The organism is Streptomyces sp. NPDC001941 (genome assembly GCF_040296945.1).
GTDB lineage: Bacteria > Actinomycetota > Actinomycetes > Streptomycetales > Streptomycetaceae > Streptomyces.
The window spans coordinates 35,958-61,639 of record NZ_JBEOYE010000007.1 but is presented as its reverse complement, the minus strand read 5'-3'; the positions used below and the strand labels follow the sequence as shown (position 1 = coordinate 61,639).

Genomic DNA, 25,682 nt, shown 5'->3' with positions numbered 1-25,682 from the left:
CGAGGGAGGGTGGCTTGGCCGGTCGCATATTCAGTCATTGACAGGCACGTTTCTGCATGATCATTAAGCCTCAACGGGCATGCAATGCAAGGGAGTTACGGGGTCCTGCTTGGATCTCCCACTTGTCGCCGTACGGGTGCCTGCCAAATGGCCGATGTTTCGAAGAGGTCTCAACTCACTCCCACGGGCGATGCGCGCCACGGCGCGAGCCACCGGCGTGCACAAGTGAGCGCGCGCCCCCCACCTCTGTCATGGAGGCTGCACCATCCCCTCCCCGTCTCCTCCCGGGGGCCATTCGCAGCGGACGGGAATCCTCATAGGGTGAGGATCATTGGCGGTACGTACGGTCGAGGAGGACCACAGTGAGCGAGACGAGCCCCAAGCTGCGTGCCCAGCTGGACGGCATCCCCACCTACAGGCCGGGGAAGCCCGCGGCGGCCGACGGCCCGGTGGCGTACAAGCTGTCCTCCAACGAGAACCCCTACCCGCCGCTGCCCGGGGTGATGGAGGCCGCCGTCGCCGCGGCCCAGGGCTTCAACCGCTACCCCGACATGGCGTGCACGGGCCTGGTGAACGAGCTCGCCGAGCGCTTCGGCGTGCCGGTCTCCCACGTGGCCACCGGCACCGGCTCGGTCGGCGTGGCCCAGCAGCTGATCCAGGCGACCTGCGACCCGGGCGACGAGGTGGTCTACGCCTGGCGCTCCTTCGAGGCGTACCCGATCATCACGCAGGTCAACGGGGCCGTCTCGGTCAAGGTGCCGCTGACCGACGGCGAGGTGCACGACCTGGACGCGATGGCGGAGGCGATCACCGACCGCACCCGTCTCGTCTTCGTCTGCAACCCCAACAACCCCACCGGCACCGTGGTGCGCCGGGCCGAGCTGGAGCGCTTCCTGGACCGGGTGCCCTCGGACGTGCTGGTCGTCCTCGACGAGGCCTACCGCGAGTTCATCCGCGACACCGAGGTGCCCGACGGCATAGAGCTCTACCGCGACCGCCCCAACGTGGCGGTGCTGCGCACCTTCTCCAAGGCGTACGGCCTGGCGGGCCTGCGGGTCGGCTTCGCGGTCGGCCACGAGCCGGTGGCCGCCGCGCTGCGCAAGACCGCCGTGCCGTTCGGCGTGAGCCAGGTCGCCCAGGAGGCGGCGATCGCCTCGCTGCGGGCCGAGGACGCGCTGCTGGGCCGGGTCGGCGCGCTGGTCGCCGAGCGCACCCGGGTCCAGGAGGCGCTGGCCGAGCAGGGCTGGACGGTGCCGGAGAGCCAGGCCAACTTCGTCTGGCTGCGCCTGGGCGAGCGCACCCTGGACTTCGCGGCGGCCTGCGACAAGGCGGGCGTGGTCGTGCGGCCGTTCGCGGGCGAGGGCGTCCGGGTCACCATCGGCGAGACCGAGGGCAACGACCTGTTCCTGAAGGCGGCCGGGGAGTTCCGCGCGGGCCTGTAGCCAGGGGCCCTGGGTGACGACGAGCGGCGCCGGACCCTTCGGGGGCCGGCGCCGCTCGTCGTGCCCGAGCCGTGGCGCCCGAGCCGTGGCGCCCGGGGCAGTCGTGCCCGAGGTCAGGCCGTCTCGACCCTGATCGGGTCCCCGTCGCGCACCGTCGCCAGCTGCCGGGGGTCGCCGTCGATGCTGCCGAGCACGTTGCAGGGGCTGGCCAGGCGGCACTCGTCGCCGCGTGAGATCGGGGTGGGCCCGTAGGGGAGGGCCAGGGCGTCGCCGTCGGTCCAGAAGGCGACCGTGCCCGGCTCGACCACCTGGCGCGCGTCGGCCTCGCGCGCGACCGACACCGGGGTGTCGAAGTAGACCTCCTCGCCCCAGGTGCGGGCGGTGGAGGCGATCGGGAGGGCCTGGACGAGGGCGGTGGCCGTGGGGGAGTCGACGGCCAGGGTCGCCGTGAGGTGACCGGCGGGCCACGAGATGCGGATGCGCTGCGTCGTCATGCGGCGGATTAAACAAAATGTTGAAGCCGTTGAGAACCCCTCGCCCACGCCTCGGACGCCCCGACGGTGGGGCCGGCCGGGCTACCGCCAGTAGGGGACCCCCCGGTCGAACGTGCCGACAGTCTGTACGACATAATGCTTGTGAATGTGAACGCGTTCACAAGCGTGTCCCGTTTCCTCCCGCAATTGATGGGATTAAAGGGGCAAACTGCCGCTGTGACCACGGCGACGTAAGGAGAAGACGACGTGGACCTAGCTCTGGCGCCAGAGACCCTGGCGCGCTGGCAGTTCGGCATCACCACCGTCTACCACTTCCTGTTCGTCCCCCTGACGATCTCGCTCGCCGCGCTCACCGCCGGCCTGCAGACGGCCTGGGTGCGTACGGAGAAGGAGAAGTACCTCAGGGCCACCAAGTTCTGGGGCAAGCTCTTCCTCATCAACATCGCGATGGGTGTCGTCACCGGCATCGTCCAGGAGTTCCAGTTCGGCATGAACTGGTCCGACTACTCGCGGTTCGTCGGTGACGTCTTCGGTGCCCCGCTGGCCTTCGAGGCTCTGATCGCGTTCTTCTTCGAGTCGACCTTCATCGGGCTGTGGATCTTCGGCTGGGACAAGCTGCCGAAGAAGATCCACCTGGCCTGCATCTGGATGGTGTCGATCGGCACGATCCTGTCCGCGTACTTCATCCTCGCGGCGAACTCCTGGATGCAGCACCCGGTCGGCTACCGGATCAACAAGGTGTCGGGACGCGCCGAGCTCACCGACTTCTGGGCGGTCCTGAGCCAGAACACCACGCTCACCCAGGTCTTCCACACCCTGTCCGCCGCCTTCCTCACCGGCGGCGCGTTCATGGTCGGCATCGCCTGCTTCCACCTGATGCGCAAGAAGCACATCCCGGTGATGAAGACCTCGCTGCGGCTCGGCCTGGTCACGGTCGTCATCGGTGGTCTGCTGACCGCCGTCAGCGGCGACTTCCTGGGCAAGGTGATGTTCAAGCAGCAGCCGATGAAGATGGCCGCCGCCGAGGCCCTGTGGGACGGAGAGGCGCCCGCGCCCTTCTCCGTCTTCGCCTACGGCGACGTCGACAAGGGCCACAACAAGGTCGCCATCGAGATCCCCGGCCTGCTCTCCTTCCTCGCCCACAACGACTTCGACTCCTTCGTCCCGGGCATCAACGACGTCAACAAGGCCGAGCAGGAGAAGTACGGGCCCGGTGACTACCGGCCCAACATCCCGGTCGCCTACTGGGGCTTCCGCTGGATGATCGGCTTCGGCATGGCGTCCTTCGCCATCGGCCTGGTCGGCCTCTGGCTGACCCGGAAGAAGTTCATGCTGCCGCCCGCGCTGCGCGTCGGCGATGACGAAGTGCCGCACCTGGTGCTGTTCAAGAAGCAGCTGAGCCCCGGACTGACCACCTGGTACTGGCGGATCGGCCTGTGGACGCTCGGCTTCCCGCTGATCGCCAACTCCTGGGGCTGGATCTTCACCGAGATGGGCCGTCAGCCCTGGGTCGTGTACGGCGTCCTGCGCACCCGGGACGCGGTCTCCCCCGGTGTCTCGCAGGGTGAGGTCCTCACCTCGATGATCGTCTTCACCGCCCTCTACGCGATCCTCGCCGTGATCGAGGTCAAGCTGCTGGTCAAGTACGTCAAGGCCGGACCGCCTGAGCTCACCGAGTCCGACCTCAACCCGCCCACCAAGATCGGCGGGGACGACCGCGACCCCGACCGGCCGATGGCCTTCTCGTACTGAGGAGTCGACCCATGGAACTCCACGACGTCTGGTTCGTGCTCATCGCCGTCCTGTGGATCGGCTACTTCTTCCTCGAAGGATTCGACTTCGGGATCGGAGTCCTGACCAAGCTGCTCGCCCGTGACCGCACGGAGAAGCGCGTCCTCATCAACACCATCGGACCCGTCTGGGACGGCAACGAGGTGTGGCTGCTGACCGCCGGCGGCGCGACCTTCGCCGCCTTCCCCGAGTGGTACGCCACCCTGTTCTCCGGCTTCTACCTGCCGCTCCTGATCATCCTGGTCTGTCTGATCGTGCGCGGCGTGGCCTTCGAGTACCGGGCCAAGCGGCCCGAGGAGAAGTGGCAGCGCAACTGGGAGCAGGCCATCTTCTGGACCTCCCTGATCCCCGCCTTCCTCTGGGGCGTCGCCTTCGGCAACATCGTGCGCGGCGTGAAGATCGACGCGCAGAAGGAGTACGTGGGCGGCTTCTTCGACCTGCTCAACCCGTACGCCCTGCTCGGCGGGCTGGTCACGCTGACCCTGTTCACCTTCCACGGCGCGGTCTTCGCCTCGCTGAAGACGGTCGGGGACATCCGGGACCGGGCCCGTGCGCTCGCCCTGAAGCTCGGTCTGGTCACGGCCGTGCTGGCGCTGGTGTTCCTCATCTGGACCCAGGTCTCGCGCGGTGACGTGAAGAGCCTGGTCGCCATGGTCATCGCGGTGGTGGCGCTGGTCGCCGCCCTCGGGGCGATCAAGGTGGGGCGCGAGGGGTGGTCGTTCGCCCTGTCGGGCGTCACCATCGCCGCCGCGGTCGCCATGCTCTTCCTGACGCTCTTCCCGGACGTCATGCCGTCGTCGCTGAACCCCGACTGGAGCCTCACGGTCACCAACGCGTCGTCCAGCCCGTACACGTTGAAGATCATGACCTGGTGCGCCGGCATCGCCACCCCGGTGGTGCTGCTCTACCAGGGCTGGACGTACTGGGTGTTCCGCAAGCGGATCGGTACGCACCACATCGCCGACTCGCACTAGTCGACTCGCACCAGTCGTCCCGTCGTTCACCTCGTGCGAGGGGTGTTTCACGTGAAACACCCCTCGGGCGCTCTCCTCAGTGGGGATGTTTCACGTGAAACCGATCGACCCGCGTCTGCTCCGGTACGCCCGGGCCACCCGTCTCTTCCTGGCGGCGGTGGTGGTCCTCGGTCTCGCCGGGGCGGCGCTGGTCGTCGTCCAGGCCATGCTCATCGCCGATGTGGTGGTGGGCGCCTTCCAGCGGGGCGACGCGGTCGCCGACCTGAAGACCCCGCTGATCCTGCTCGCGCTGGTCGCCGCGGGGCGCGGAGCGGTCTCCTGGCTGACCGAACTGGCCGCGCACCGCGCCAGTGCCGCGGTGAAGTCGGAGCTGCGGGGGCGGCTCCTCGCCAAGGCCGCGGCGCTCGGGCCCGGCTGGCTCAGCGGGCAGCGCGCCGGATCCCTGGCGGCGCTCGCGACCCGGGGCGTGGACGCCCTGGACGACTACTTCTCGCGCTACCTCCCGCAGCTGGGGCTCGCGGTGGTGGTGCCGGTGGCGGTGCTGGCGCGCATCGTCACCGAGGACTGGATCTCGGCCGCGACCATCGTGGTGACGCTCCCGCTGATCCCGCTCTTCATGATCCTCATCGGCTGGGCCACCCAGTCCCGGATGGACCGCCAGTGGAAGCTGCTCTCGCGGCTGTCGGGTCACTTCCTGGACGTGGTGGCCGGACTGCCCACGCTCAAGGTCTTCGGCCGGGCCAAGGCCCAGGCCGAGTCGATCCGCTCGATCACCGCCGAGTACCGGCGGGCGACGATGCGCACCCTGCGGATCGCCTTCCTCTCCTCCTTCGCCCTGGAGCTGCTCTCCACCCTCTCGGTGGCCCTGGTCGCGGTCGGCATCGGCATGCGCCTCGTGCACGGGGGCCTGGACCTGTACACCGGCCTGGTCATCCTGATCCTGGCGCCCGAGGCCTACCTGCCCCTGCGCCAGGTGGGCGCCCAGTACCACGCGGCCGCCGAGGGGCTCGCGGCCGCCGAGGAGATCTTCGAGGTCCTGGAGGCGCCGGAGCGCCCGGTGGGTACGGGACCGGTGCCCGCGGCGGCGCGCCTGGAGCTGACCGGTGTGACCGTGCGCCACGAGGGCCGCGCCGAGCCGTCGCTGGACGCGGCGTCGCTGGTGGTGGAGCCGGGCGAGACGGTGGCCCTGGTCGGGCCGAGCGGGGCCGGCAAGTCGACGCTGCTCGACGTGGTGCTCGGCTTCGTGGCGCCGGACGCCGGGACGGTACGGGTCGGGGGCGCCGACCTCGCCTCGCTGGACCTCGCGGCCTGGCGGGAGCGGATCGCGTGGGTGCCGCAGCGGCCGTACCTGTTCGCGGGCACGATCGCCGAGAACGTACGCCTGGCGCGGCCCGACGCGTCCGACGAGGCGGTGCTCGGGGCGCTTCGGGACGCGGGCGCCGGGGAGTTCGTGGCCGCCCTGCCCGACGGGGCCGCGACCGTGCTGGGCGAGGACGGGGCCGGTCTGTCGGCCGGCCAGCGCCAGCGGCTCGCCCTGGCCCGGGCGTTCCTGGCGGACCGGCCGGTGCTGCTGCTGGACGAGCCGACGGCCGCGCTGGACGGCGAGACCGAGGCGGCCGTGGTCGAGGCGGTACGGCGGCTGGCGGTGGGCCGCACGGTGCTGCTGGTGGTGCACCGGCCCGCCCTGCTCGCGGTGGCCGACCGGGTGGTGCACCTGGCGCCTCCCGTGCGGACCGACGCGCAGGCCGCCCCCGGGGACGCCCCGGTGGCCGCCGTCGCCGCGCGGCCCGGGCCCGCCCCCGTACCGGCCGCCGAGGCGTCCGCCGAAAGCTCCCCCGCCCCGGGCTCCGTCCTCGCCCGGGTGCGGGGGGTCGCCGGGGAGCTGCGCGGGCGACTGGCCCTCGCCCTGCTGCTCGGCGCGCTGGCCCTGGGGTCGGCCGTCGGCCTGATGGCCGTGTCCGGCTACCTGATCTCGCGGGCCTCGGAGCAGCCGCCGGTCCTCTACCTGATGGTGGCCGTCACCGCGACGCGCGCCTTCGGCATCGGGCGCGCGGTCTTCCGCTACGCCGAGCGCCTGGTCTCGCACGACACGGTGCTGCGGATGCTCGCCGATCTGCGGGTGGCCGTCTACCGGCGCCTGGAGCGCATCGCCCCCGCCGGGCTGCGCCGCACCCGGCGCGGTGACCTGCTGTCCCGGCTCGTCTCCGACGTGGACGCGCTGCAGGACTACTGGCTGCGCTGGCTGCTGCCGGCCGGGACCGCCGCCGTCGTGGCCGCGGCCTCCGTCGGCTTCACCGCGTGGCTGCTGCCCGAGGCCGGGGCCGTGCTGGCCGTCGGCCTGCTGGTCGCGGGCGTCGTGGTGTCGGTCCTGACGGGCGCCGTGGCCCGCCGGGCCGAACGCCTGCTGGCCCCCGCCCGCGGCGCCCTGGCCACCGAGAGCGTGGACCTGCTGCGCGGCACGGGCGAGCTGACGGTGGCCGGTGCACTGGGCGCCCGGCTGCGCGCGGTGCGGGCGGCCGACACGGCCCTGACCCGCATCGCCTCCCGCCAGGCCGCCGCGACCGGCCTGGGCGCCGGGCTCTCCGCGCTGGCCTGCGGACTGACGGTGGCGGCCGCGGCGCTCGTGGGCGTCCAGGCCGTGCGGGACGGCCGGCTCGACGGGGTGGCGCTCGCGGTGGTCGTGCTGACCCCGCTCGCCGCGTTCGAGGCGGTCACCGGACTGCCGCTGGCCGTCCAGTACCGCCAGCGGGTCAAGCGCAGCGCCGAGCGGGTGTACGAGGTGCTGGACGCGCCCGTACCCGTACGGGAGCCGGAGCGCCCCGCCCAGGCGCCCGACTCGCCGTTCCCGCTGGAGGTGCGGGGCCTGTCGGCGCGCCACCCGGGCCAGGAGCGGGACGCGCTGCACGGCGTCGACCTGCGTCTGGAGGCCGGGCGCCGGGTCGCGGTGGTCGGCACCTCGGGCGCGGGCAAGACCACGCTCGCCCAGGTGCTGCTGCGCTTCCTGGACGCCCATGAGGGCTCGTACCGCGTGGGCGGCGTCGAGGCGGCCTCGCTGGACGGGGACGCGGTGCGCGCCCTGGTCGGCCTGTGCGCCCAGGACGCCCACGTCTTCGACAGCTCGATCCGGGAGAACCTGCGGCTGGCCCGGCCCGGCGCGGACGACGCCGCGCTGCGCCGGGCCCTGGCCCGGGCCCGGCTCCTGGACTGGGCCGAGTCGCTGCCCGACGGGCTCGACACCCTGGTGGGCGAGCACGGCGCACAGCTGTCCGGCGGTCAGCGCCAGCGGCTGGCACTGGCCCGCGCGCTGCTCGCGGACTTCCCGGTGCTGGTGCTCGACGAGCCCGCCGAGCACCTGGACCTGGTCACGGCCGACGCCCTGACGGACGACCTGCTGCGCGAGACCGAGGGCCGGGCGGCGGTGCTGATCACGCACCGGCTGCGGGGTCTGGAGGCGGTCGACGAGGTGCTGGTCCTTGCGGCCGGACGGGTGGTGCAGCGCGGTCCGTACGCGGAGCTCGCCGCGGTCGACGGGCCGCTGCGGGAGATGGTGGAGCGGGAGGGCGCGGCCGAGCGGCTGCGGGAGCCGACTTTCCTCGCCAAATAGGACTTACTAGGCTCAAGGCATGACAGTGCCCGAGTCACAGCGTCCGCAGGTCACCAGGGACCCCGAAGGCCCCGCGGACCCCGGGGGCGAGCCGGACCCCGAGGGGCCGCGGGAGCCCCATGACCCCCTTGAGGCCGCGACCCGGGCGACCCGCAGCCTGCAGGGCCTGTCCACCGAGCTGACCGCGCGCGTCCCCCAGTTGCTGGAGGCGATGCGCTCGGTCGGCACGGGCCTCGAACTGCACTCCACGCTGGACCGGATCTGCGAGACCGCCGCCGAGCTGGCCGACGCCCGCTACGCGGCGATCGGCGTCATCGACGAGTCCGGCGACGGCCTGGCCGACTTCGTCACGTACGGGGTGTCCGAGGAGGTCGCCCGCGAGGTGGGCCGCCTCCCCGACGGCCACGCGGGGCTGCTCGGCTGGCTCATCCACCACCCCGAGCCGCTGCTGCTCGCCGACCTGTCGTCCGATCCGCGCGCGGCCGGCTTCCCGCCCGGCCACCCTCCGATGCGTACCTTCCTCGGGGTGCCCATCCGGGTGCAGGGGGAGATCTTCGGCAACCTCTACCTGACCGAGAAGAGCGGCGGGGCCGAGTTCAACGACTACGACCTGCACATGGTCCGGGTGCTGGCCACCGAGGCCGGGATCGCCATCGGCAACGCCCGGCTGTACGAGGCGGCCCGCCAGCGCGAGCGCTGGATCGACGGCTCGGTGGCCGTCACGACCGCGCTGCTGTCCGGCGGGGACGCCGACGACGCGCTGTCGGTCGTCGCCGAGCAGGCCCGCAGGCTCGCCGACGCGGACGCCGGGATCGTGCTGCTGCCCGCCGAGGACGGCGGCCTGGAGATCGTGGCGGTCTCCTCCGACCGGCCCTCCAAGTCCCTCGGCGTGGTGATCCCGCCGGAGAGCCAGATCGTGGAGCGCCTCCTCGAGGGGGAGGCGGTGTTCGTCGCCGACGCGGCCACCGACCCCCGCATGCTCAGCAAGCTCTCCGTGCAGTACGGCCCCTCGATGCTGCTGCCGCTGCACAGCGGCGGCCGGGTGCTCGGCGCGCTGGCCACGCCCAGGGTCCGGGGCGGGCGCCCGTTCACCGAGGCCGAGCGGACGCTGGCCACCCAGTTCGCCTCCCAGGCGGCGCTGGCGCTGATGATGGCGGAGGCCCAGCGCGACCGGGAGCGCCTCGCCGTCTACGAGGACCGCGACCGGATCGCCCGCGACCTGCACGACCTGGTCATCCAGCGGCTGTTCGCCACCGGGATGATGCTGGAGAGCGCCCAGCGCAGGTCGGTCGTGCCCGCCGTCCAGGAGGGCGTGGGCAAGGCCGTCGACGAGCTGGACGTGACCATCCAGGAGATCCGTACGGCGATCTTCGCGCTCCAGCAGGGTCCGGCCGAGGCGCCGTCGGGGCTGCGCACCCGGGTGCTCCGCGAGATCAACATGGCCGCCGTGCCGCTCGGCTTCAAGCCCGCCCACCGCTTCCTCGGGCCGGTCGACGCCCTGGTGGGCGAGCTGACCGGGAAGAACCTGATCGCGGCGCTGCGCGAGGCCCTGTCCAACGCCTTCCGGCACGCCGAGGCCTCCCGCATCGAGGTCGTCGTGGACGCGGGCGCCAAGCTCCCGGACGGCGTCGACGGCGTCCGGCTGACGGTCGCCGACGACGGCGTGGGCATCCCGGAGGGCGGTCGCCGCAGCGGCCTGCGCAACCTGGCGCGGCGCGCGGAGTCCCTGGGCGGCGCGAGCTGGTGCGGCCCGGGCCTGAGTGAGGACGGTGGCGGGACCACGGTGGTGTGGGAGGCGCCGCTGTAGCGGCCCGGCCCGGCGGTACGTGAGCGGAGGACCGGGGCGGCGGTACGCGTACGGGGAGGGCGGCGGCCACCCCGTACGGGTGAACGGATCCCGCCCCGCCGTTGCGCCGTACGGCCCCATCGGCGCCCGTGGTGCCGGGAATCCCGGGCGGCCGGGGTGACCATCCGAGAATGTTCTTCTCACCGAGGCGGCGGTCGCTGCTCGTCGTGCCGGCGGTCTGCGCGCTGACCGTCCTCGGCCCGCTCCCCCGGCCGGCCGCGGCCGACGACGGCCCCGCCGTGGGGACCGAGGTGGCCCGGCTGTACGAGCAGGCTTCCCGTGCCACCGCCGCGTACGAGCGCGGCCGCCGCGCCGCCGCCGTACAGCGCGAGCACGCCCGCTCGCTCCAGGTACGGCTCGCGGCCGAACGGCGCGAGCTGGCCCGGCTGCACGACCGGGCGGGTGACGTGGCCCGCGCCCAGTACCGCACCGGGAGCGGTCTGGTGCTCACCGCGGAGCTGCTGCTCGCCGACGACCCCGACGCGCTGCTGAGGGCACGGCGGCTGGCCTGGCAGACCGAGACGGCCGTGAACCGCCTGACCGCCGCCACCCGCGACGCCGAGGAGCGGCTGGGCCGCGCGGAGGCGGGCGCCCGGTCCGCCTGGCACGACCTGGAGGAGCGCCAGGCGCGGCTCGCGCGGCTGCGCCGGGGCATCGAGACCCGTCTCGCGGGGGCCAGGCAGCGGCTCCAGGACGAGGCCCGGCGCAGTGTGACGGCGGGCCGGTGCCGGGGCGCGGTGCGGCTGCGGCAGCCCGGGGGCGTACCGCGCGGGCGCGCCTGGGTGCCGCCCGTGGAGGGCTACGCGCTGTCGGCCGGCTTCGACAGCGCGGGCGCGCACTGGGCGCACCGGCACACCGGCCAGGACTTCGCCGTGTCCATCGGCACCCCGGTGCGCGCGATCGGCGCGGGCCGGGTGGTCTCGGTCAGCTGCGGCGGGGGCTTCGGCATCGAGGTGGTGGTCCTGCACCCCAACGGCTGGTACTCGCAGTACGCGCACCTGTCGGCCGCCGGGGTCGACCAGGGGGAGGCGGTGCTGCCGGGCCAGTGGATCGGGCAGGCCGGGACCACGGGCAACTCCACCGGCCCGCACCTGCACTTCGAGGTGCGGCTGACCCCGTACCTGGGCTCGGGCGTCGACCCGGTCCCGTGGCTGCGCGAGCACGGGGTCGGTCTGTGAGGCCCGGCGGCCCGACGGGGACCGGCGGGCGCGCAGGATCCGCGGCGTGCGTCAGCGGGCATGCGGGATCCTCGGCGTGCGCTCGGCGTGCGCTCAGCGGGCGCGCAGGATCTCCTCGATCACGGCCGCGACGCCGTCCTCCTCGTTGGTGAGGGTGGTGCCCGTGGCCGCGGCGACCACGTCCGGGTGGGCGTTGCCCATCGCGTACGACGTACCGGCCCAGGTCAGCATCTCGATGTCGTTGGGCATGTCGCCGAACGCCACCACCTCGTCGGCCGAGATCCCGCGCTCCGCGCAGCACAGCGCGAGCGTCGAGGCCTTGGAGACGCCGAGGCCGCTGACCTCCAGGAGGGCGGTCGGGCTGGAGCGGGTGATGGAGGCGCGGTCCCCGGCGGCGGTACGGGCCAGGGCCAGGAAGCCGTCGGGGGTCAGCTCGGGGTGGTGGGCGAGCAGCTTGATCACGGGAGCGCTGGTGCCGGAGTCGTCCTCGGACAGCAGCTTCTCGGCCGTGGCGACGGTGGCGCCCGGGTCCAGCTGGAAGGGCGGGTAGTCCGGCTCGTAGTGGATGCCGGTGGTCAGCTCGACGGCGAAGGAGCTGCCGGGGGCCTCGCGGCGCAGGGTCCGCACCACGTGCAGCGCGTCCTCCCGGGCCAGCGGGCGCACCTGGACGATCTCGCGGTCGGCGTGCAGGTCGACGACGGCGGCGCCGTTCGCGCAGATGGCGAGGCCGTGGCCGTGCACGTGCGCGCTGACCACGTCCATCCAGCGGGAGGGGCGGCCGGTGACGAAGAAGACCTCGATGCCCGCCTGCTCGGCGGCGGCCAGCGCCGCGACGGTCCGGTCCGACACGGACTTGTCGTCGCGCAGCAGCGTGCCGTCGAGGTCGGTGGCGATCAGCCGGGTCGTGGCGGGGCGGGGCGAGGTCGGTGTGGTCACAGATCCATTCTCCCGTACGCGCCCGCACGGGCGTGCGGGAGGGCGCACATCTGAGAGCCGCGCCCCGGCGGGCGGCCGGTTCCCGACCTGGTCCCCGGCCGGTTCCCGACGGGGCCGGCGACCTGGTTCCCGGCGGTGGGGGACTCCCGCTCCCCGCCGTCCGGCGACCGGATTCCGGACGGCGACGTACGCTCGAAGCATGCGTCTGAGCACTGTGATCCTCCCCTTCCGCCGCTGGCACGACGGTGGCGCCGACCAGTGGCGCCGGGCCGAGGAGCTCGGTTTCCACACCGCGTACACCTATGACCACCTGTCGTGGCGGAGCTTCCGCGACGGTCCGTGGTTCGGCGCGATTCCGACCCTGACCGCCGCCGCCGGAATCACCCGGAAGCTGCGCCTGGGCACGCTCGTGACCTCGCCGAACTTCCGGCACCCGGTGACGCTGGCCAAGGAACTGATCACGCTGGACGACGTCTCGGGCGGCCGGGTCACGCTCGGCATCGGCGCGGGCGGCACCGGCTTCGACGCGACGGCCCTGCGCCGCCCGGAGGAGGAGGCGTGGACGCCGCGCGAGCGCGCCGACCGCTTCGGCGAGTTCGTGCCCCTGCTCGACCGGCTGCTGTCCCAGGACACCGTCACGTACGAGGGCACCTTCTACTCGGCCGGCGGCGCCCAGAACGTCCCCGGCTGCGTGCAGCGCCCCCGCATCCCCTTCGCCGTGGCCGCGACGGGCCCGCGCGGGCTGCGGCTCGCGGCGCGGCACGGGCAGGCGTGGGTGACCACGGGTGACCCGAAGCTCTTCGAGACGGGGACGCCCCAGCAGTCCTGGGAAGCGATCCGCGCCCAGACGGAGAAGCTGGCCAAGGCGTGCGCCGACGTCGGCCGGGAGGGGGACGGGCCGGAGCGGATCCTGCTGACCGGCTTCACCCCGGACCGCCCGCTGGAGTCCTTCGAGGCGTTCGTCGACTTCGCCGGGCGCCACGCGGAGCTGGGCTTCGACGAACTGGTGCTGCACGCGCCGATCCCCGACTCGCCGTTCGCCGCCGACCAGCGGGTCTTCGAGCGGATCGCGACGGAGGGCGTGGCAGCGCTGGGGGGTTGAGGGGGTTTGGCGGTCCCGGGTTGAGCTGTGTGGTCGGGGCTTCGGTGGTCGGAGGGTGACCCGTGTTGGGCGGAGCTTCGGTGGTCGTGGGCTGACCCGTGTTGGGCGGGGCCTCGGTGGTCGTGGGCTGACCCGCGTGGTCGGGCCTTCGCCGTCAGGAGCGCACCTTCGAGCTCAGCCACGGGGTGAGCGCGCCGTTGAGGACGAGTTCCTTGTACGTCTCGTCGCCCGGCAGCGGCACCACCAGCCACCAGCCGGGCGGGAAGAAGCGTCCCTTCACGTAGGCCAGGCCGCCGTGGACCGACCGGATGAAGGCGGGGACGGAATCGCGCGGGACGTCATCGAACTCCACGCCGTCCACGACGATCCTGGCGTCGCCGTCGGGGAAGACGCGCACGCTGACCGAGGGCGAGCCGGTCAGCTCCACGTACGCCTCGTGCGGCAGCGTGCCGTCCGGGTCCAGCACCGAGAACACGCCCGCCGACGTGCGGCGCGAGGTCTGGTCCGCGCCGATGTCGTCGGTGACGGTCAGGTCGAGGCCGCATGCGACGGCGACCTCGCGGATCGCCCGGACGCAGGACTCGGTGGTCGGCAGGTGTGGCTGTCCCATGACTGCGATCATGCCCGATCCGGCCGCTCGGGGAGTCCTGGGACTGCGGTCGCCCGGGCCGTCGGAGGGGCGGCTATCCCTGGAAGCGGAGGTAGCGGGGCGGTACCGCGTCGGTGAGCCAGACGCCGTTGGCGCTGAGCAGGAAGACGTGTCCCGCGCGGTGCATCGCGCCGGCGTCCACGGCGAGGACGACCGGGCGGCCCCGGCGGGCGCCGACGCGGGTGGCCGTCTCCCGGTCGGGCGAGAGGTGCACGTGGTGGCGGTCCATCGGGCGCAGGCCCTCGGCGCGGATCGCGTCCAGGCTGCGGGCGACGGTGCCGTGGTAGAGGTACGCGGGCGGTTCGGCCCGGGGCAGGTCGAGGTCGACCGCGACCGTGTGCCCCTGGTTGGCCCGGATGCGGTCGCCGTCCGGGGCGGTGTCGATGGTGAAGCGGCGCTTGTCGTTGACGGCGACGACGTGGTCGAGCTCGGCGCGGGTGACCGGGAGGCCGTGCTCGGCCAGGGCGGTGAGCAGGGCGTCCACGGTGACCCAGCCGTTGGGGTCGAGGGTCAGCCCGATGCGCTCGGGCTGGTGGCGCAGGTGCCGGGAGAGGTACTTCGACACCTTCACCGTTCTCTGTTCGTTCATCCGGTCAGGGTCCCGCGCCGTCCCGACGGGGCGCCAGGAGTTTTCTCCCGACATCAGAAGTTCTCTGGCCCCGATGTTTGATCCACAACCAAGTGGCGTTATCCACAGGGGAATTGGCAATTCTGTGGACAACGAGGCGGCAATTCAAGGCTTTTGGGTAATTTAGGCGTTTTGTACGTTGGTTGGGAGCAGGGCGTCCAAGGTCCGCGCCTGCACCTCCCGTTCGGCCGCCGCCGCGATGAAGGCCGCCGTGTTGTCCGGGCCAACCAGGTTCTGCACCGCTCGAATCGTGCCGGCGGGCAGCGCCACCTGACGCGGCTCGTCGTCGGAGAGCGGCGGTCCCTCCGTGCCGAGGTGGTGCTGGAGGTGGCGGGTGGCGAACAGGCGCATGGCCCGCGCCAGTTCGGCGTCCACCGTCTGCTGTGCCAGCGGGCGCAGCCGTCGCACCAGAGCGGCCGCCTCCACCGCGTCGGCGTCCGTCGGCGGGTGCTGGCCCAGATAGCGGGCGAAGACGTGCTCGGTGGTGAACTCCAGGAAACGGGAGGCGATGTGCTCCACCTGGCCGCGAAGTTCCCTCAGGTGCCCGGAGATCGCGGGCAGCGGAACCCCGGCCGCGTACAACTCCGCCGCCACGGACAGCTCTTGGGGGCTCGGCACCAGGTAGGTGTCGTCCCGCCCCGGAATGCGTTCGAGGACGCCGAGCTCGACCGCCTCCGCGACGGCCTCCTCGTCGGGGGAGCCGCCGAACGCCGCGTCGAGGTCGGCCCGCGAGATCCGGTCCGCCTTCTCGTCGGTCCACGGCCCGCCCACCTCGGCGACCAGGCCGAGCACCCCGCCCAGGCCGCGCCCCGAGTCCCAGGCCTCCAGCAGCTCCTTGATCGAGGCCAGGGTGTAGCCGCGGTCCAGCAGGTCGGCGATCTGCCGCAGCCGGGCCAGGTGCGCCTCCCCGTACACGTTCGCCCGCCCGCGCCGCTCCGGCTTGGGCAGCAGGCCGCGGTCCTGGTAGGCGCGGATCGTGCGGACCGTGGCACCGCTGTGGTGCGCCAGGTCCTCGATCCGGTACTCGGCGCCCTGCTGGGCCACCGGGCGCACCGGTGGTACTGACTGCTCCGACACGCCCGCTCCCTACTGCCCGGTCCTGGTCCGGCGCCGAACCGCCCGCCGCTATCCCAGCGCCGACCGGCCCACCGCACCCGCCGCCGCCCGGGCCGCCGGCGAGGACGCCAGGTACGCGACGGCCCTGCGCAGCGATCCTTCCTGCGAGGGATGGTACGACCGCCGGAAGTAGCGGGGTACGGCCGTGCCCAACTCCTTCCAGCCCGGCAGCAGCCCCCGGGCGACCGCCCGGTTGTGGTCCCGCAGCGAGTACCGGGCGCGGCGCCCGCCGGCCGCGGCGCGCTCCGCCAGCCGCGGGTCGTGCCGCATCAGGTGGACCGCGCCCCACACCCACAGCCACAGCAGTACGGGAGCGGTGACGGCCATCCCCTCGACCCGGCGCGCGTACCGCGGCAGGCCCGTGCCGCCGCAGTGCTGGTACATGTCGAAGGCGACCGCCCGGTGCTCGACCTCCTCCGCCCCGTGCCAGCGCAGCAGGTCGAGCATCACCGGGTCGGCACCCGCCCGGTCCAGGCCCTCCGCCCGCAGCACCCAGTCGCCGAGCACCGCCGTGAACTGCTCGATCGCGGCGATCAGGGCGAGCCGGAAGCGCAGCCACTCCTGGGTGGGGACCGGTGCGCCCAGCGGCGGCCGCTCCCCGAGGAGGCGCTCGAAGAGGAAGTCCACGTGGCGGGTGTACGCCGAGGTGTCCAGCCGCTGGGCCGCCAAGTGGTCCAGCACGTGCGCGTGCTGGACGCTGTGGGTGGCCTCCTGGCCCATGAACCCCTTGACGTCCTTCAGCAGGACCGGGTCCTGGACCAGGGGCAGCGCCTCCTTGAACACCCTGACGAACCACCGCTCCCCGGCGGGCAGCAGCAGGTGCAGCACGTTGATCACGTGGGTGGCGGTCGGCTCGTCCGGTATCCAGTGCAGCGGGGTGGCGTGCCAGTCGAAGGAGACCCGCCGCGGGGCGATTGCGTGGTGCCCGGCCGGCCCGTCCCCCGGTGCCCCCGCGGGGGCACCGGCCGGTCGTGCCCCAGCCGGTCCCGGTCCGGCGCTCACGACGGGGGCTCCAGCCGGGCTATCGCCCGCAGCGAGCCGGGCGCGAGCCGGGACAGGAACCGCGCGCCGCGCGCCTCGGGGGTGACCGGGACGACCGCCTGGTTGCGCACCACGGCCCGCAGGATCGCGTCGGCGACCTTCTCCGGTGGGTAGTTGCGCAGCCCGTAGAGCCGTGAGGTCCGCTTCTGGCGGCGCTTCTCCTCCTCCGCGCTGGTGCCCACGAAGCGCGTGGTGGAGGTGATGTTGGTGTTGACCAGGCCCGGGCAGATCGCCGAGACCCCGATGCCCTGCCCGGCCAGCTCCGCGCGCAGGCACTCGCTGAGCATCAGCACCGCGGCCTTGGAGGTGCTGTACGCGGGCAGCACCCGGGAGGGCTGGTAGGCGGCGGCGGAGGCGGTGTTGACGATGTGGCCGCCCTGGCCGCGCTCGGCCATCTGCCTGCCGAAGACCCGGCAGCCGTGGATGACGCCCCACAGGTTGACGTCCAGGACCTTCTTCCAGTCCTCGCTGGTGGTGTCGAGGAACGAGCCGGACAGGCCGATGCCCGCGTTGTTCACCAGGACGTCCACCACGCCGTACTCCTGGCGGACCTTCTCGGCGAGCTTCTCCATGGCCTGCTCGTCGCTGACGTCGACGGTCTCGGACCAGGCGTCCGGGGCGCCCACCAGCCGGGACATCTCCGCGGTCCGGGCCGCCCCCTCCGCGTCCCGGTCCACGGCGACCACGCGCGCGCCCGCCTCGGCGAAGGCGAACGCGGTGGCGCGGCCGATCCCGCTGGCGGCGCCGGTGACCAGCACGAGCTGGCCGCCGAACCGCTCGGCGTACTTCCCGCTCGGCACGGTGTCCTGCGTGGGCCTGCCGTCCTCGTTGGCCGTGACGAACTCGCCTATCCAGGCGGCCAGCTGGTCGGGCCGGGTGCGCGGGACCCAGTGCTTGGCGGGCAGGGTGCGGCGCACCAGCCGGGGCGCCCAGTGGGCGAGGTCGTCGTAGAGCCGCTCGGAGAGGAAAGCGTCCCCGGTGGGCGTGATCAGCTGGACCGGCGCGTGCGCGTACGCGTCCGCGCGCGGGCGGCGCAGCCGGGGGCGGACGTTGTCCCGGTAGAGCCAGGCGCCGTGCGCCGCGTCGGTCGGTAGCGAGGGCGTCGGGTAGTCCCCGGCGGGCACCTTCTCCACCCGCTCCAGGATCTTCGGCCAGCGCTTGCCGAGCGGCCCGCGCCAGGCCAGCTCGGGGACGACCGGGGTGTGCAGCAGGTACACGTACCAGGACTTGGCGCCCTGGCCGAGGAGCTGGCCGACCCTGCGCGGGGTGGGGCGGCTCATCCGCTGCTTGATCCAGTGGCCGAAGTGGTCCAGGGAGGGCCCGGACATCGAGGTGAAGGACGCGATGCGGCCCTCGGTGCGCTCGACGGTGGCGAATTCCCAGGACTGCACCGAGCCCCAGTCGTGCCCGACCAGGTGCACCGGGCGGTCCGGGCTGACCGCGTCCACGACCGCCAGGAAGTCGTCGGTGAGCTTCTCCAGCGTGAACCCGCCGCGCAGCGGCGCGGGGGCCGTGGAGCGGCCGTGGCCGCGGACGTCGTACAGCACGACGTGGAAGTCCTCGGCCAGCCGCGCCGCGACCTCGGACCAGACCTCCTTGGAGTCCGGGTAGCCGTGGACGAGCACCACCGTCGGCCGGTCCGCGTCACCCATCTCCACGACGCACAGCTCGATGCCGCCCGTACGCACCCAGCGCTCGCGCGCGCCCCGCAGGCTCATCCGGTCCTCTCCTCCGCCCAGCGCCGCACGTGCGGCAGATCGTCGTCCAGCCAGAACGCGCTCTGCTCGGGGTCCCGGGAGTCGGTGACGACCAGGATCTCCTCGAACTTCGCGCCCGTACCCCGGAATCCGAGGTGCGGCTCGACCGCCCAGAGCCCCGGCCGGGGCGGGTGGTCGGAGAACTTGTACGGGGACCACAGCGGCGACCAGCCGTCGCGGTGGCCGTGCACCGCGTCGCTCGCCAGGCCCTTCAGCGACTGCGTGCCGAACCCGAACAGGGTCGGCGACCAGCGGCGCTGCTTCACCCGGTCGATCTTGTGCGCGATGACCCCGAAGGGGTAGGCGCGGTGCCGGTTCGCGTACCCCTGGCGGACCATGAGGCGCTCCACGTCCTCGTAGATCTCGCGCAGCGACCGGCGCTCGCGGACTTCGCGCAGGATCAGCTCGCGGTGCGCCTCCAGGTCCGAGAGGAGCTTGTCGTGCACCGGGTTGAGGCCGAGGCAGCCCGAGTAGCCGATGTCGGCCGTGTAGCCCTTGTACACAGGGGCCATGTCGAGGATGAACGGCATCCCCGGCTCCAGGCGCCTGTTGGTGGGGAAGAACTGCAGCGGCACCCGGAAGTCCGTGAACGCCGTGCGGTCGCCGAACCAGGCGAAGGGGAGGTGGAACCAGTCCCGCACCCCCCGCTCGCGCAGCCACTCGCGCTGCATCCGGGCCGCCTCGCGCTCGGTCACGCCCGGCTTGAGCTGCCCGGCGACGGCCTCGGCACAGGCGTAGGCGAGGGCCTGGACTTCCCTGAACCCCGCCAGCTCACCGGCCCGTTGGCCGGCCGCCGCCGAGGGTGCCGCGGTAAGCGCGCTTGAGGTCATGCCACCCGTCCGTCCCGTGTGCGGTACGCGTCCGTAACTTGACACTGATGAATGTGACAATGCTCGGCGGCTGCGTCAAGGGGTGTGCACCGGCCTGTGGAAAACTCAGGTCATGGGCATGGCGAGAGGCCTCGGAGTGCTCTGACGTGTCCGCGACGAACTCCCTCGGCGGTCCGCCGATGGCCCGCCGGCGGTCCGGCGACGGTTCGCTGACGGTTCGCCGTCGACCCGTAAGCGACCCGTCAGCGACCCGTGGCCACTACTTTGGTCGTCCCGCCCCTACGGGCTTGTCGTCCTGGAGTCGGACACAGGAACAGCCACAGGGCTGACGCCTGATGTGGCATGCGCCACTACGGTCGTACCGTGACTGTGATCGCGACCGAAAGCCTCAGCAAGCGGTTCCCCAGGGTGACCGCTCTCGACCGGCTCTCCCTGGACATCGGGCCCGGTGTGACCGGACTGGTGGGTGCCAACGGAGCCGGCAAGTCCACCATGATCAAGATCCTGCTCGGACTGTCCCCCGCCACCGAGGGCAGCGCCCGGGTGCTCGGCCTCGACGTCGCCACCTCGGGCGCCGAGATCCGCGAGCGCGTGGGGTACATGCCCGAGCACGACTGCCTGCCGCCGGACGTCTCGGCCACCGAGTTCGTCGTCCACATGGCGCGGATGTCCGGCCTCCCGGCCACGGCCGCCCGCGAGCGGACCGCCGACACCCTGCGCCACGTCGGCCTCTACGAGGAGCGCTACCGCCCCATCGGCGGCTACTCGACCGGCATGAAGCAGCGCGTGAAGCTGGCGCAGGCCCTGGTCCACGACCCCAAGCTGGTCCTGCTCGACGAGCCGACCAACGGCCTCGACCCGGTCGGCCGCGACGAGATGCTCGGCCTGATCCGCCGCGTGTACACCGACTTCGGCATCTCGGTCCTGGTCACCTCCCACCTGCTCGGTGAACTGGAGCGCACCTGCGACCACGTCGTCGTCATCGACGGCGGGCGGCTGCTGCGCTCCAGCTCCACCAGCGACTTCACCCAGACCACGGCCACCCTCGCGGTCGAGGTCACCGACTCCGACGCCCACCCCGACGGCACCGCCGCGCTGCGCGAGGCGCTCACCGCGCGCGGGATCACGCTGCACGACGGCGTGGAGGACGGCCTGCCGGGCGCGGGCCACATCCTCCTGCTGGAGGCGACCGGCGAGGAGACGTACGACGTCGTGCGCGACACGGTGGCCGGGCTCGGCCTCGGTCTCGTACGGATGGAACAGCGCCGCCACCACATCGCGGAGGTCTTCCGGCCGCAGGCGGACGCCACCCTGGAGGCACAGGCCCGATGAGCACTTCGATGCCGGAGAACACCCGGACCCCCGAGAACAGCCGGATCCACAACATCGGCTACCGCAACTACGACGGAGCGCGGCTGGGACGCGCGTACGCGCGCAGGTCGCTGTACTCGCAGTCGCTGCGAGGCGCGTACGGCCTGGGCCGCAGTGCCAAGTCCAAGGTGCTGCCGATGATCCTGCTGGGCGTCATGTGCGTGCCCGCGGCGATCATCGTGGCCGTCGCGGTGGCGACGAAGGCCAAGGAACTGCCCGTCGACTACACGCGCTACGCGATCCTCACGCAGGCCGTCATCGGCCTGTTCCTCGCCGCCCAGGCGCCCCAGTCGGTCTCCCGCGACCTGCGCTTCAAGACCGTGCCGCTGTACTTCTCGCGGCCGATCGAGCGCGTGGACTACGTCCTCGCCAAGTACGGCGCGATGGCGTCCGCACTGTTCCTGCTGACCGCGCTGCCGGTGGTGGTCCTCTACGTCGGCTCCCTGCTCGCCAAGATGGACTTCGCCGAGCAGACCAAGGGATTCGGGCAGGGACTGGTCTCCGTGGCCCTCCTCTCGCTCCTCTTCGGCGGCATCGGCCTGGTGATGGCCGCCCTGACACCGCGCCGCGGCTTCGGCGTCGCCGCCGTCATCGCCGTACTGACCATCTCCTACGGCGCGGTCTCCACCGTCCAGGGCATCGCCTACGGCACCGACCACGTCAGCGCCATCCAGTGGCTGGGGCTGTTCTCCCCGATCACGCTGATCGACGGCGTGCAGACCGCGTTCCTCGGGGCCGACACGGCCTTCCCGGGCGGCTCCGCGGCGGCCCCCGGCGCGGGTGCCGGAGCCGTCTACCTGCTGGTCGTCCTCGCGCTGATCGCCGGCTCCTACGCCGTCCTGATGCGCCGTTACCGAAAGGTCGGGCTGTGAGCACCATCGAGATCGACCACGCCTCGCGGTGGTTCGGCAACGTCGTGGCGGTCAACGACGTCACGATGACGATCGGCCCGGGCGTGACCGGCCTGCTCGGCCCCAACGGCGCCGGCAAGTCCACCCTCATCAACATGATGGGCGGCTTCCTCGCCCCCTCGACCGGCAGCGTCACGCTGGACGGACAGCCGATCTGGCGCAACGAGTCCGTCTACCGCGAGATCGGTGTCGTGCCCGAGCGCGAGGCCATGTACGACTTCCTGACCGGACAGGAGTTCGTCGTCGCCAACGCCGAACTGCACGGACTGGGCAAGTCCGCCGCGCAGAAGGCCCTCGCGACCGTCGAGATGGAGTACGCGCAGGACCGCAAGATCTCCACGTACAGCAAGGGCATGCGCCAGCGCGTGAAGATGGCGTCCGCCCTGGTGCACGACCCGTCCGTGCTGCTGCTCGACGAGCCCTTCAACGGCATGGACCCGCGCCAGCGCATGCAGCTGATGGACCTGCTGCGGCGGATGGGCGCCCAGGGCCGCACCGTCCTGTTCTCCTCGCACATCCTCGAAGAGGTCGAACAGCTCGCCTCGCACATCGAGGTGATCGTCGCCGGACGGCACGCGGCCAGCGGTGACTTCCGCCGGATCCGCCGTCTGATGACCGACCGTCCGCACCGCTACCTGGTGCGCTCCAGCGACGACCGGGCACTGGCGGCCGCGCTGATCGCCGACCCGTCGACGGCGGGCATCGAGGTCGACCTCGCCGAGGGCGCACTGCGCGTACAGGCCGTCGACTTCGGACGGTTCACCGAGCTGCTGCCGCGCGTCGCACGCGACCACGGCATCCGCCTGCTGACCGTGTCCCCGTCCGACGAGTCGCTCGAATCCGTCTTCTCCTACCTCGTCTCGGCCTGAAAGGAGCTGTGTGATGTACGAACCCACAGTCGCCCGGCTCACCTACCGGGCCCTGCTCGGCCGGCGCCGCGCCCTGATCCTCTTCGCGCTGCCCGCGCTGCTGATCGTCATCGCGGCCGCCGTGCGCGGCTTCAACGGCGCCGACGACCAGGTGGCCGCGGACCTGCTGCGCGGGTTCGGCCTGGCCACCATGGTGCCGCTGATCGGTGTCATCGCGGGCACCGGTGCGATCGGCCCGGAGATCGACGACGGCTCGATCGTCTACCTGCTGTCCAAGCCGGTGAAGCGGCCCACCATCATCGTCACCAAGCTGATCGTCGCGATCGCCGTGACCATGGTGTTCTCCGCGGTGCCGATGTTCGTCGCGGGGATGATCCTCAACGGCAACGGCCAGCAGGTGGCGGTCGCGTACACGGTCGCCGCGCTGGTCGCCTCGATCGCCTACAGCGCGCTGTTCCTGCTGCTCGGCACGATCAGCCGGCACGCCGTGGTGATCGGCCTGGTGTACGCGCTGGTGTGGGAGGCCCTGTTCGGCTCCCTGGTGGCCGGCGCGCGCACGCTGAGCGTGCAGCAGTGGGCGCTGGCGGTGGCCCAGAAGGTCAGCGGTGAGGGCCTGATCGCCTCGGACGTGAAGTTCCCGCTGGCGGCGATCCTGCTGGCGGCGGTGACGGTCGGGGCGACCTGGTACGCCGGACAGAAGCTGCGCACGCTGACGCTGGCGGGTGACGAGTAGCCGAGCGGCACGCGTACGCGTACGCGCGCGGTGGGCGGTGCTTCCCGTACGGGGAAGCACCGCCCCGCTCGTTTCATCGCGCCAGGGCCTGCCGCAGCACCTCCGCGTGGCTGGTCGGCAGGGTCTTCGACGCCGTCAGGAGCGTCACCCGGCCCTTGCCGGCCAGTGAACGCAGGGAGTCGAGGGCCTGGGCCGCCGCCGGCTCCGCGAGCTCGGCCTCGTACCGGGAGCGGAACTCCTCCCACGTCCCGCCCTCGTGGTACCAGCGCCGCAGCTCCGTGGACGGCGTCAGGGACTTGGGCCACTCGTCGATCCGCGCCACCGCCTTCGCCAGGCCCCTCGGCCACAGCCGGTCCACCAGGACCCGCACCCCGTCGTCCCCGGACGGCTCGTCGTAGATGCGGCGCACGCGTACGTCCACGTTCATGGCCCCAGGCCTACACCCTCCGGTCGCGCGCCGCGAGCAGGCCGACCACCAGTGCCGCCGCGCACACCACGAGCATCAGCGCCAGCGGCACCGTCCAGTCGCCCGTCGCCTGGTGCACCGCGCCCGCCGCCAGCGGCCCGAGCGCCGCCAGCAGGTAGCCCACCGTCTGGGCCATGCCCGAGAGCCGTGCGGCCGTCGCCGCGTCCCCGGTGCGCAGCACGATCAGGGTCAGCGCCAGGCCCACCGCGCCGCCCTGCCCCACGCCGAGCACCGCCGCCCACAGCCAGGCGCCGCTCACGGGGGCCGCGATCAGTCCCGCGTACCCGGCCGCCACCAGCGTGGTCACCAGGACCACCAGCGGCCGCTGCCCGCGCGTCCGTCCGGCCAGCAGCGGCACCAGGAAGGCGCCCGCGACCTGGACCAGGTTGTTGAAGGCGAAGACCACGCCCGCGGTGGAGCGGCTCATCCCGTGGTCCGTGAAGACGGTGGGCATCCAGGCGATCAGGACGTACGACCACAGGGACTGCAGGCCCATGAAGAGCGTGACCTGCCAGGCGAGCCCGGAGCGCCACACGTTGCGCCCCGTCCCCGCGGAGGCCCGCACCTCGTGGCCCGTACGCCCGCGCGCGATGACCACCTGGGGCAGCCAGGCCACCGCGGCCACCGCGGCGAGCACCGCCCAGAAGGCCAGCGACGCCTCCCAGCTGTCGCCGAAGGCCCGCTCCAGCGGCACCGACGCGGCCGCCGCCATGGTCGCCCCGGCGATCATCGCGCCCGTGTAGAGCGACGTCATGGAGGCCGCCCGGTCCGGGAAGTCCCGCTTGATCAGACCGGGCATCAGTACGTTGAGCAGGGCGATGGCCGTGCCGACCAGAACGCCTCCGCCGTACAGCGCGTACACCGACGGCACGACCCGTACGACGATCCCGGCGGCCAGCAGCACCAGCGCGGCCAGCAGCACCGGCTCCGTACCGAACCGCCGCGCCAGCCAGGGCGCCACCAGCGCGCCCACGCCCAGGAACAGCACCGGGACGGACGTCACCAGCGAACCGCCCGTCGACGACAGGCCGAAGTCCGCGCTGATCTCGCCCACCAGCGGTGACACGCTCGCCAGCGCGGCCCGCATGTTCAGCGAGGCCAGCACGATCCCCACGAACAGCAGCACGGGGTGCGAGAGGAGCGCCCGGCGCGCGGCCACCGCGCGCGTGGAGCCGCGTACATCCGCCTCGGCGTCGATCAGGACGGGGCCCCGCTCGCTCATCGGGCGCCTCCCGTCAGCGCCGCCACGACCTCCATGGGCACCCGCAGCAGCTCCCGTGCGGCCTCCTCGGCCACGCGCGCGTCGCCGGCTTCGATGGCCACCACCAGCGCCTCGTGCTGGTCCAGGTCGACGGGCGGCATCGCGTGGTCCCCGAGCGCCTCGACGAGCTGCTCGTGCACCTGGGCGGAGAAGAACCGGTAGACCTCGGTGAAGGCGCGGTTGTGGGTGGCCTCGACCACCGCCAGGTGGAAGGCCAGGTCCGCGTCGGCGTCCCGGTCCCCCTCCTCGCGCAGCGTGGTCAGGGCGGCCCGCAGCCGCAGCAGGTCGTGGGTCTCGCGCCGGGCCGCGGCCAGCCGGGCCGCCTCCGCCTCCAGCGCCACGCGCAGCTCGAGGACGTCCAGCGCGCCCGCGTGCCGCATGCCGCGCAGCACGGCGGAGGGGTCGGCGGTGGACCGTACGAACGTGCCGTTGCCCTGGCGCGACTCGAGCAGCCCGGCGTGCACCAGGACGCGGACGGCCTCGCGCACCGTGTTGCGCCCCACGCCCAGCAGGTCGGCCAGCTCGTGCTCGGTGGGGATCCGGTCGCCGACCGCCCACTCGCCGTCCGCGAGCTGGGCCCTCAACTGCTCGACCACCGCGTCCACCAGGGACGTACGCCCCGCTGCCGACAGTGCCACGTGTCACTCCAATCGCCCGGTTGCCCAGTCATCCTACAAGTCTGT

At 72.7% G+C, this 25,682-nt stretch carries 22 protein-coding genes; 11 read left to right on the top strand and 11 right to left on the bottom strand.

Annotation, left to right across the window (positions count from 1 at the left end; genetic code table 11):
- Nucleotides 1-362 precede the first annotated feature (362 nt).
- A complete protein-coding gene (gene hisC / locus ABT160_RS08440) occupies nt 363-1,442 on the top strand; it encodes a histidinol-phosphate transaminase (protein ID WP_351645186.1) in 1,080 nt (359 codons plus the stop codon).
- Nucleotides 1,443-1,555: 113 nt separating this feature from the next.
- Here the strand turns inward: hisC and ABT160_RS08435 are convergent, their stop codons facing one another.
- On the bottom strand, nt 1,556-1,936 hold the full coding sequence (locus ABT160_RS08435; protein WP_351645184.1) for a cyclophilin-like fold protein: 381 nt from the start codon (nt 1,934-1,936) through the stop codon (nt 1,556-1,558).
- A 246-nt stretch (nt 1,937-2,182) separates the two neighbouring features.
- Here ABT160_RS08435 and ABT160_RS08430 point away from each other — a divergent pair, with 246 nt between their 5' ends.
- The 5 genes from ABT160_RS08430 (at nt 2,183) to ABT160_RS08410 (ending at nt 11,329) form a co-directional block, all read left to right on the top strand.
- Nucleotides 2,183-3,688 carry a cytochrome ubiquinol oxidase subunit I gene (locus ABT160_RS08430; protein WP_351645182.1) on the top strand — a complete coding sequence of 502 codons (1,506 nt, stop codon included), beginning with the start codon at nt 2,183-2,185 and terminating at the stop codon, nt 3,686-3,688.
- An 11-nt stretch (nt 3,689-3,699) separates the two neighbouring features.
- Nucleotides 3,700-4,701: a cytochrome d ubiquinol oxidase subunit II gene (gene cydB, locus ABT160_RS08425; RefSeq protein ID WP_351645180.1), complete on the top strand. Its 1,002-nt coding sequence runs from the start codon at nt 3,700-3,702 to the stop codon at nt 4,699-4,701.
- 85 nt (nt 4,702-4,786) lie between these two features.
- Nucleotides 4,787-8,305 carry a thiol reductant ABC exporter subunit CydD gene (cydD, locus tag ABT160_RS08420; RefSeq protein WP_351645177.1) on the top strand — a complete coding sequence of 1,173 codons (3,519 nt, stop codon included), beginning with the start codon at nt 4,787-4,789 and terminating at the stop codon, nt 8,303-8,305.
- 19 nt (nt 8,306-8,324) lie between these two features.
- Nucleotides 8,325-10,112 (top strand): sensor histidine kinase, encoded by a 1,788-nt coding sequence (locus tag ABT160_RS08415; RefSeq protein WP_351645175.1) that lies wholly within the window; start codon nt 8,325-8,327, stop codon nt 10,110-10,112.
- A gap of 170 nt (nt 10,113-10,282) precedes the next feature.
- Nucleotides 10,283-11,329, top strand: a complete 1,047-nt coding sequence (locus ABT160_RS08410) for a M23 family metallopeptidase (RefSeq protein WP_351645172.1) — start codon at nt 10,283-10,285, stop codon at nt 11,327-11,329.
- Nucleotides 11,330-11,422: 93 nt separating this feature from the next.
- On the opposite strand, the gene ABT160_RS08405 is transcribed toward ABT160_RS08410, so the two are convergent.
- Nucleotides 11,423-12,265, bottom strand: a complete 843-nt coding sequence (locus tag ABT160_RS08405; protein ID WP_351645170.1) for a Cof-type HAD-IIB family hydrolase — start codon at nt 12,263-12,265, stop codon at nt 11,423-11,425.
- A gap of 199 nt (nt 12,266-12,464) precedes the next feature.
- On the opposite strand from ABT160_RS08405, the gene ABT160_RS08400 reads away from it, so the two are divergent.
- Nucleotides 12,465-13,367: an LLM class flavin-dependent oxidoreductase gene (locus ABT160_RS08400; RefSeq protein ID WP_351645168.1), complete on the top strand. Its 903-nt coding sequence runs from the start codon at nt 12,465-12,467 to the stop codon at nt 13,365-13,367.
- Between the two features lie 154 nt (nt 13,368-13,521).
- Here the strand turns inward: ABT160_RS08400 and ABT160_RS08395 are convergent, their stop codons facing one another.
- From ABT160_RS08395 to ABT160_RS08370, 6 genes are all read right to left on the bottom strand, one after another.
- Nucleotides 13,522-13,977, bottom strand: a complete 456-nt coding sequence (locus ABT160_RS08395) for an SRPBCC family protein (RefSeq protein WP_351645166.1) — start codon at nt 13,975-13,977, stop codon at nt 13,522-13,524.
- Between the two features lie 73 nt (nt 13,978-14,050).
- The gene (locus tag ABT160_RS08390; RefSeq protein ID WP_351645163.1) at nt 14,051-14,605 is read right to left on the bottom strand and encodes an RNA 2'-phosphotransferase; all 555 of its coding nucleotides are present in this window, start codon (nt 14,603-14,605) and stop codon (nt 14,051-14,053) included.
- A 162-nt stretch (nt 14,606-14,767) separates the two neighbouring features.
- Complete coding sequence (locus tag ABT160_RS08385; protein WP_351645160.1) at nt 14,768-15,721, bottom strand: MerR family transcriptional regulator; 954 nt, start codon at nt 15,719-15,721, stop codon at nt 14,768-14,770.
- A gap of 48 nt (nt 15,722-15,769) precedes the next feature.
- Nucleotides 15,770-16,675: a metal-dependent hydrolase gene (locus ABT160_RS08380; protein ID WP_351645472.1), complete on the bottom strand. Its 906-nt coding sequence runs from the start codon at nt 16,673-16,675 to the stop codon at nt 15,770-15,772.
- A gap of 83 nt (nt 16,676-16,758) precedes the next feature.
- Nucleotides 16,759-18,519, bottom strand: a complete 1,761-nt coding sequence (locus tag ABT160_RS08375; RefSeq protein ID WP_351645157.1) for an SDR family oxidoreductase — start codon at nt 18,517-18,519, stop codon at nt 16,759-16,761.
- Entirely contained in the window at nt 18,516-19,388 is an 873-nt protein-coding gene (locus ABT160_RS08370; protein WP_351645154.1) for a M24 family metallopeptidase, read from the bottom strand. The genes ABT160_RS08375 and ABT160_RS08370 overlap by 4 nt, the downstream gene beginning before the upstream one ends.
- A 369-nt stretch (nt 19,389-19,757) precedes the next feature.
- Here ABT160_RS08370 and ABT160_RS08365 point away from each other — a divergent pair, with 369 nt between their 5' ends.
- The 4 genes from ABT160_RS08365 to ABT160_RS08350 are packed head-to-tail and all read left to right on the top strand — an operon-like array spanning nt 19,758 to nt 23,272.
- Nucleotides 19,758-20,720 carry an ABC transporter ATP-binding protein gene (locus tag ABT160_RS08365; RefSeq protein WP_351645470.1) on the top strand — a complete coding sequence of 321 codons (963 nt, stop codon included), beginning with the start codon at nt 19,758-19,760 and terminating at the stop codon, nt 20,718-20,720.
- Nucleotides 20,717-21,631 (top strand): ABC transporter permease, encoded by a 915-nt coding sequence (locus ABT160_RS08360; RefSeq protein ID WP_351645153.1) that lies wholly within the window; start codon nt 20,717-20,719, stop codon nt 21,629-21,631. Before ABT160_RS08365 ends, ABT160_RS08360 begins: the two co-directional genes overlap by 4 nt.
- The gene (locus tag ABT160_RS08355; RefSeq protein WP_351645150.1) at nt 21,628-22,539 is read left to right on the top strand and encodes an ABC transporter ATP-binding protein; all 912 of its coding nucleotides are present in this window, start codon (nt 21,628-21,630) and stop codon (nt 22,537-22,539) included. The genes ABT160_RS08360 and ABT160_RS08355 overlap by 4 nt, the downstream gene beginning before the upstream one ends.
- Before the next feature lie 13 nt (nt 22,540-22,552).
- Nucleotides 22,553-23,272, top strand: coding sequence for an ABC transporter permease (locus ABT160_RS08350; protein WP_351645148.1), 720 nt, complete (start codon nt 22,553-22,555; stop codon nt 23,270-23,272).
- 73 nt (nt 23,273-23,345) lie between these two features.
- Here the strand turns inward: ABT160_RS08350 and ABT160_RS08345 are convergent, their stop codons facing one another.
- The 3 genes from ABT160_RS08345 to ABT160_RS08335 are packed head-to-tail and all read right to left on the bottom strand — an operon-like array spanning nt 23,346 to nt 25,637.
- Nucleotides 23,346-23,693, bottom strand: coding sequence for a DUF488 domain-containing protein (locus tag ABT160_RS08345; protein ID WP_351645467.1), 348 nt, complete (start codon nt 23,691-23,693; stop codon nt 23,346-23,348).
- Between the two features lie 16 nt (nt 23,694-23,709).
- Nucleotides 23,710-24,960: a CynX/NimT family MFS transporter gene (locus tag ABT160_RS08340; protein WP_351645146.1), complete on the bottom strand. Its 1,251-nt coding sequence runs from the start codon at nt 24,958-24,960 to the stop codon at nt 23,710-23,712.
- Nucleotides 24,957-25,637, bottom strand: a complete 681-nt coding sequence (locus tag ABT160_RS08335) for a FadR/GntR family transcriptional regulator (RefSeq protein ID WP_351645143.1) — start codon at nt 25,635-25,637, stop codon at nt 24,957-24,959. The genes ABT160_RS08340 and ABT160_RS08335 overlap by 4 nt, the downstream gene beginning before the upstream one ends.
- Between the last annotated feature and the right edge of the window lie 45 nt (nt 25,638-25,682).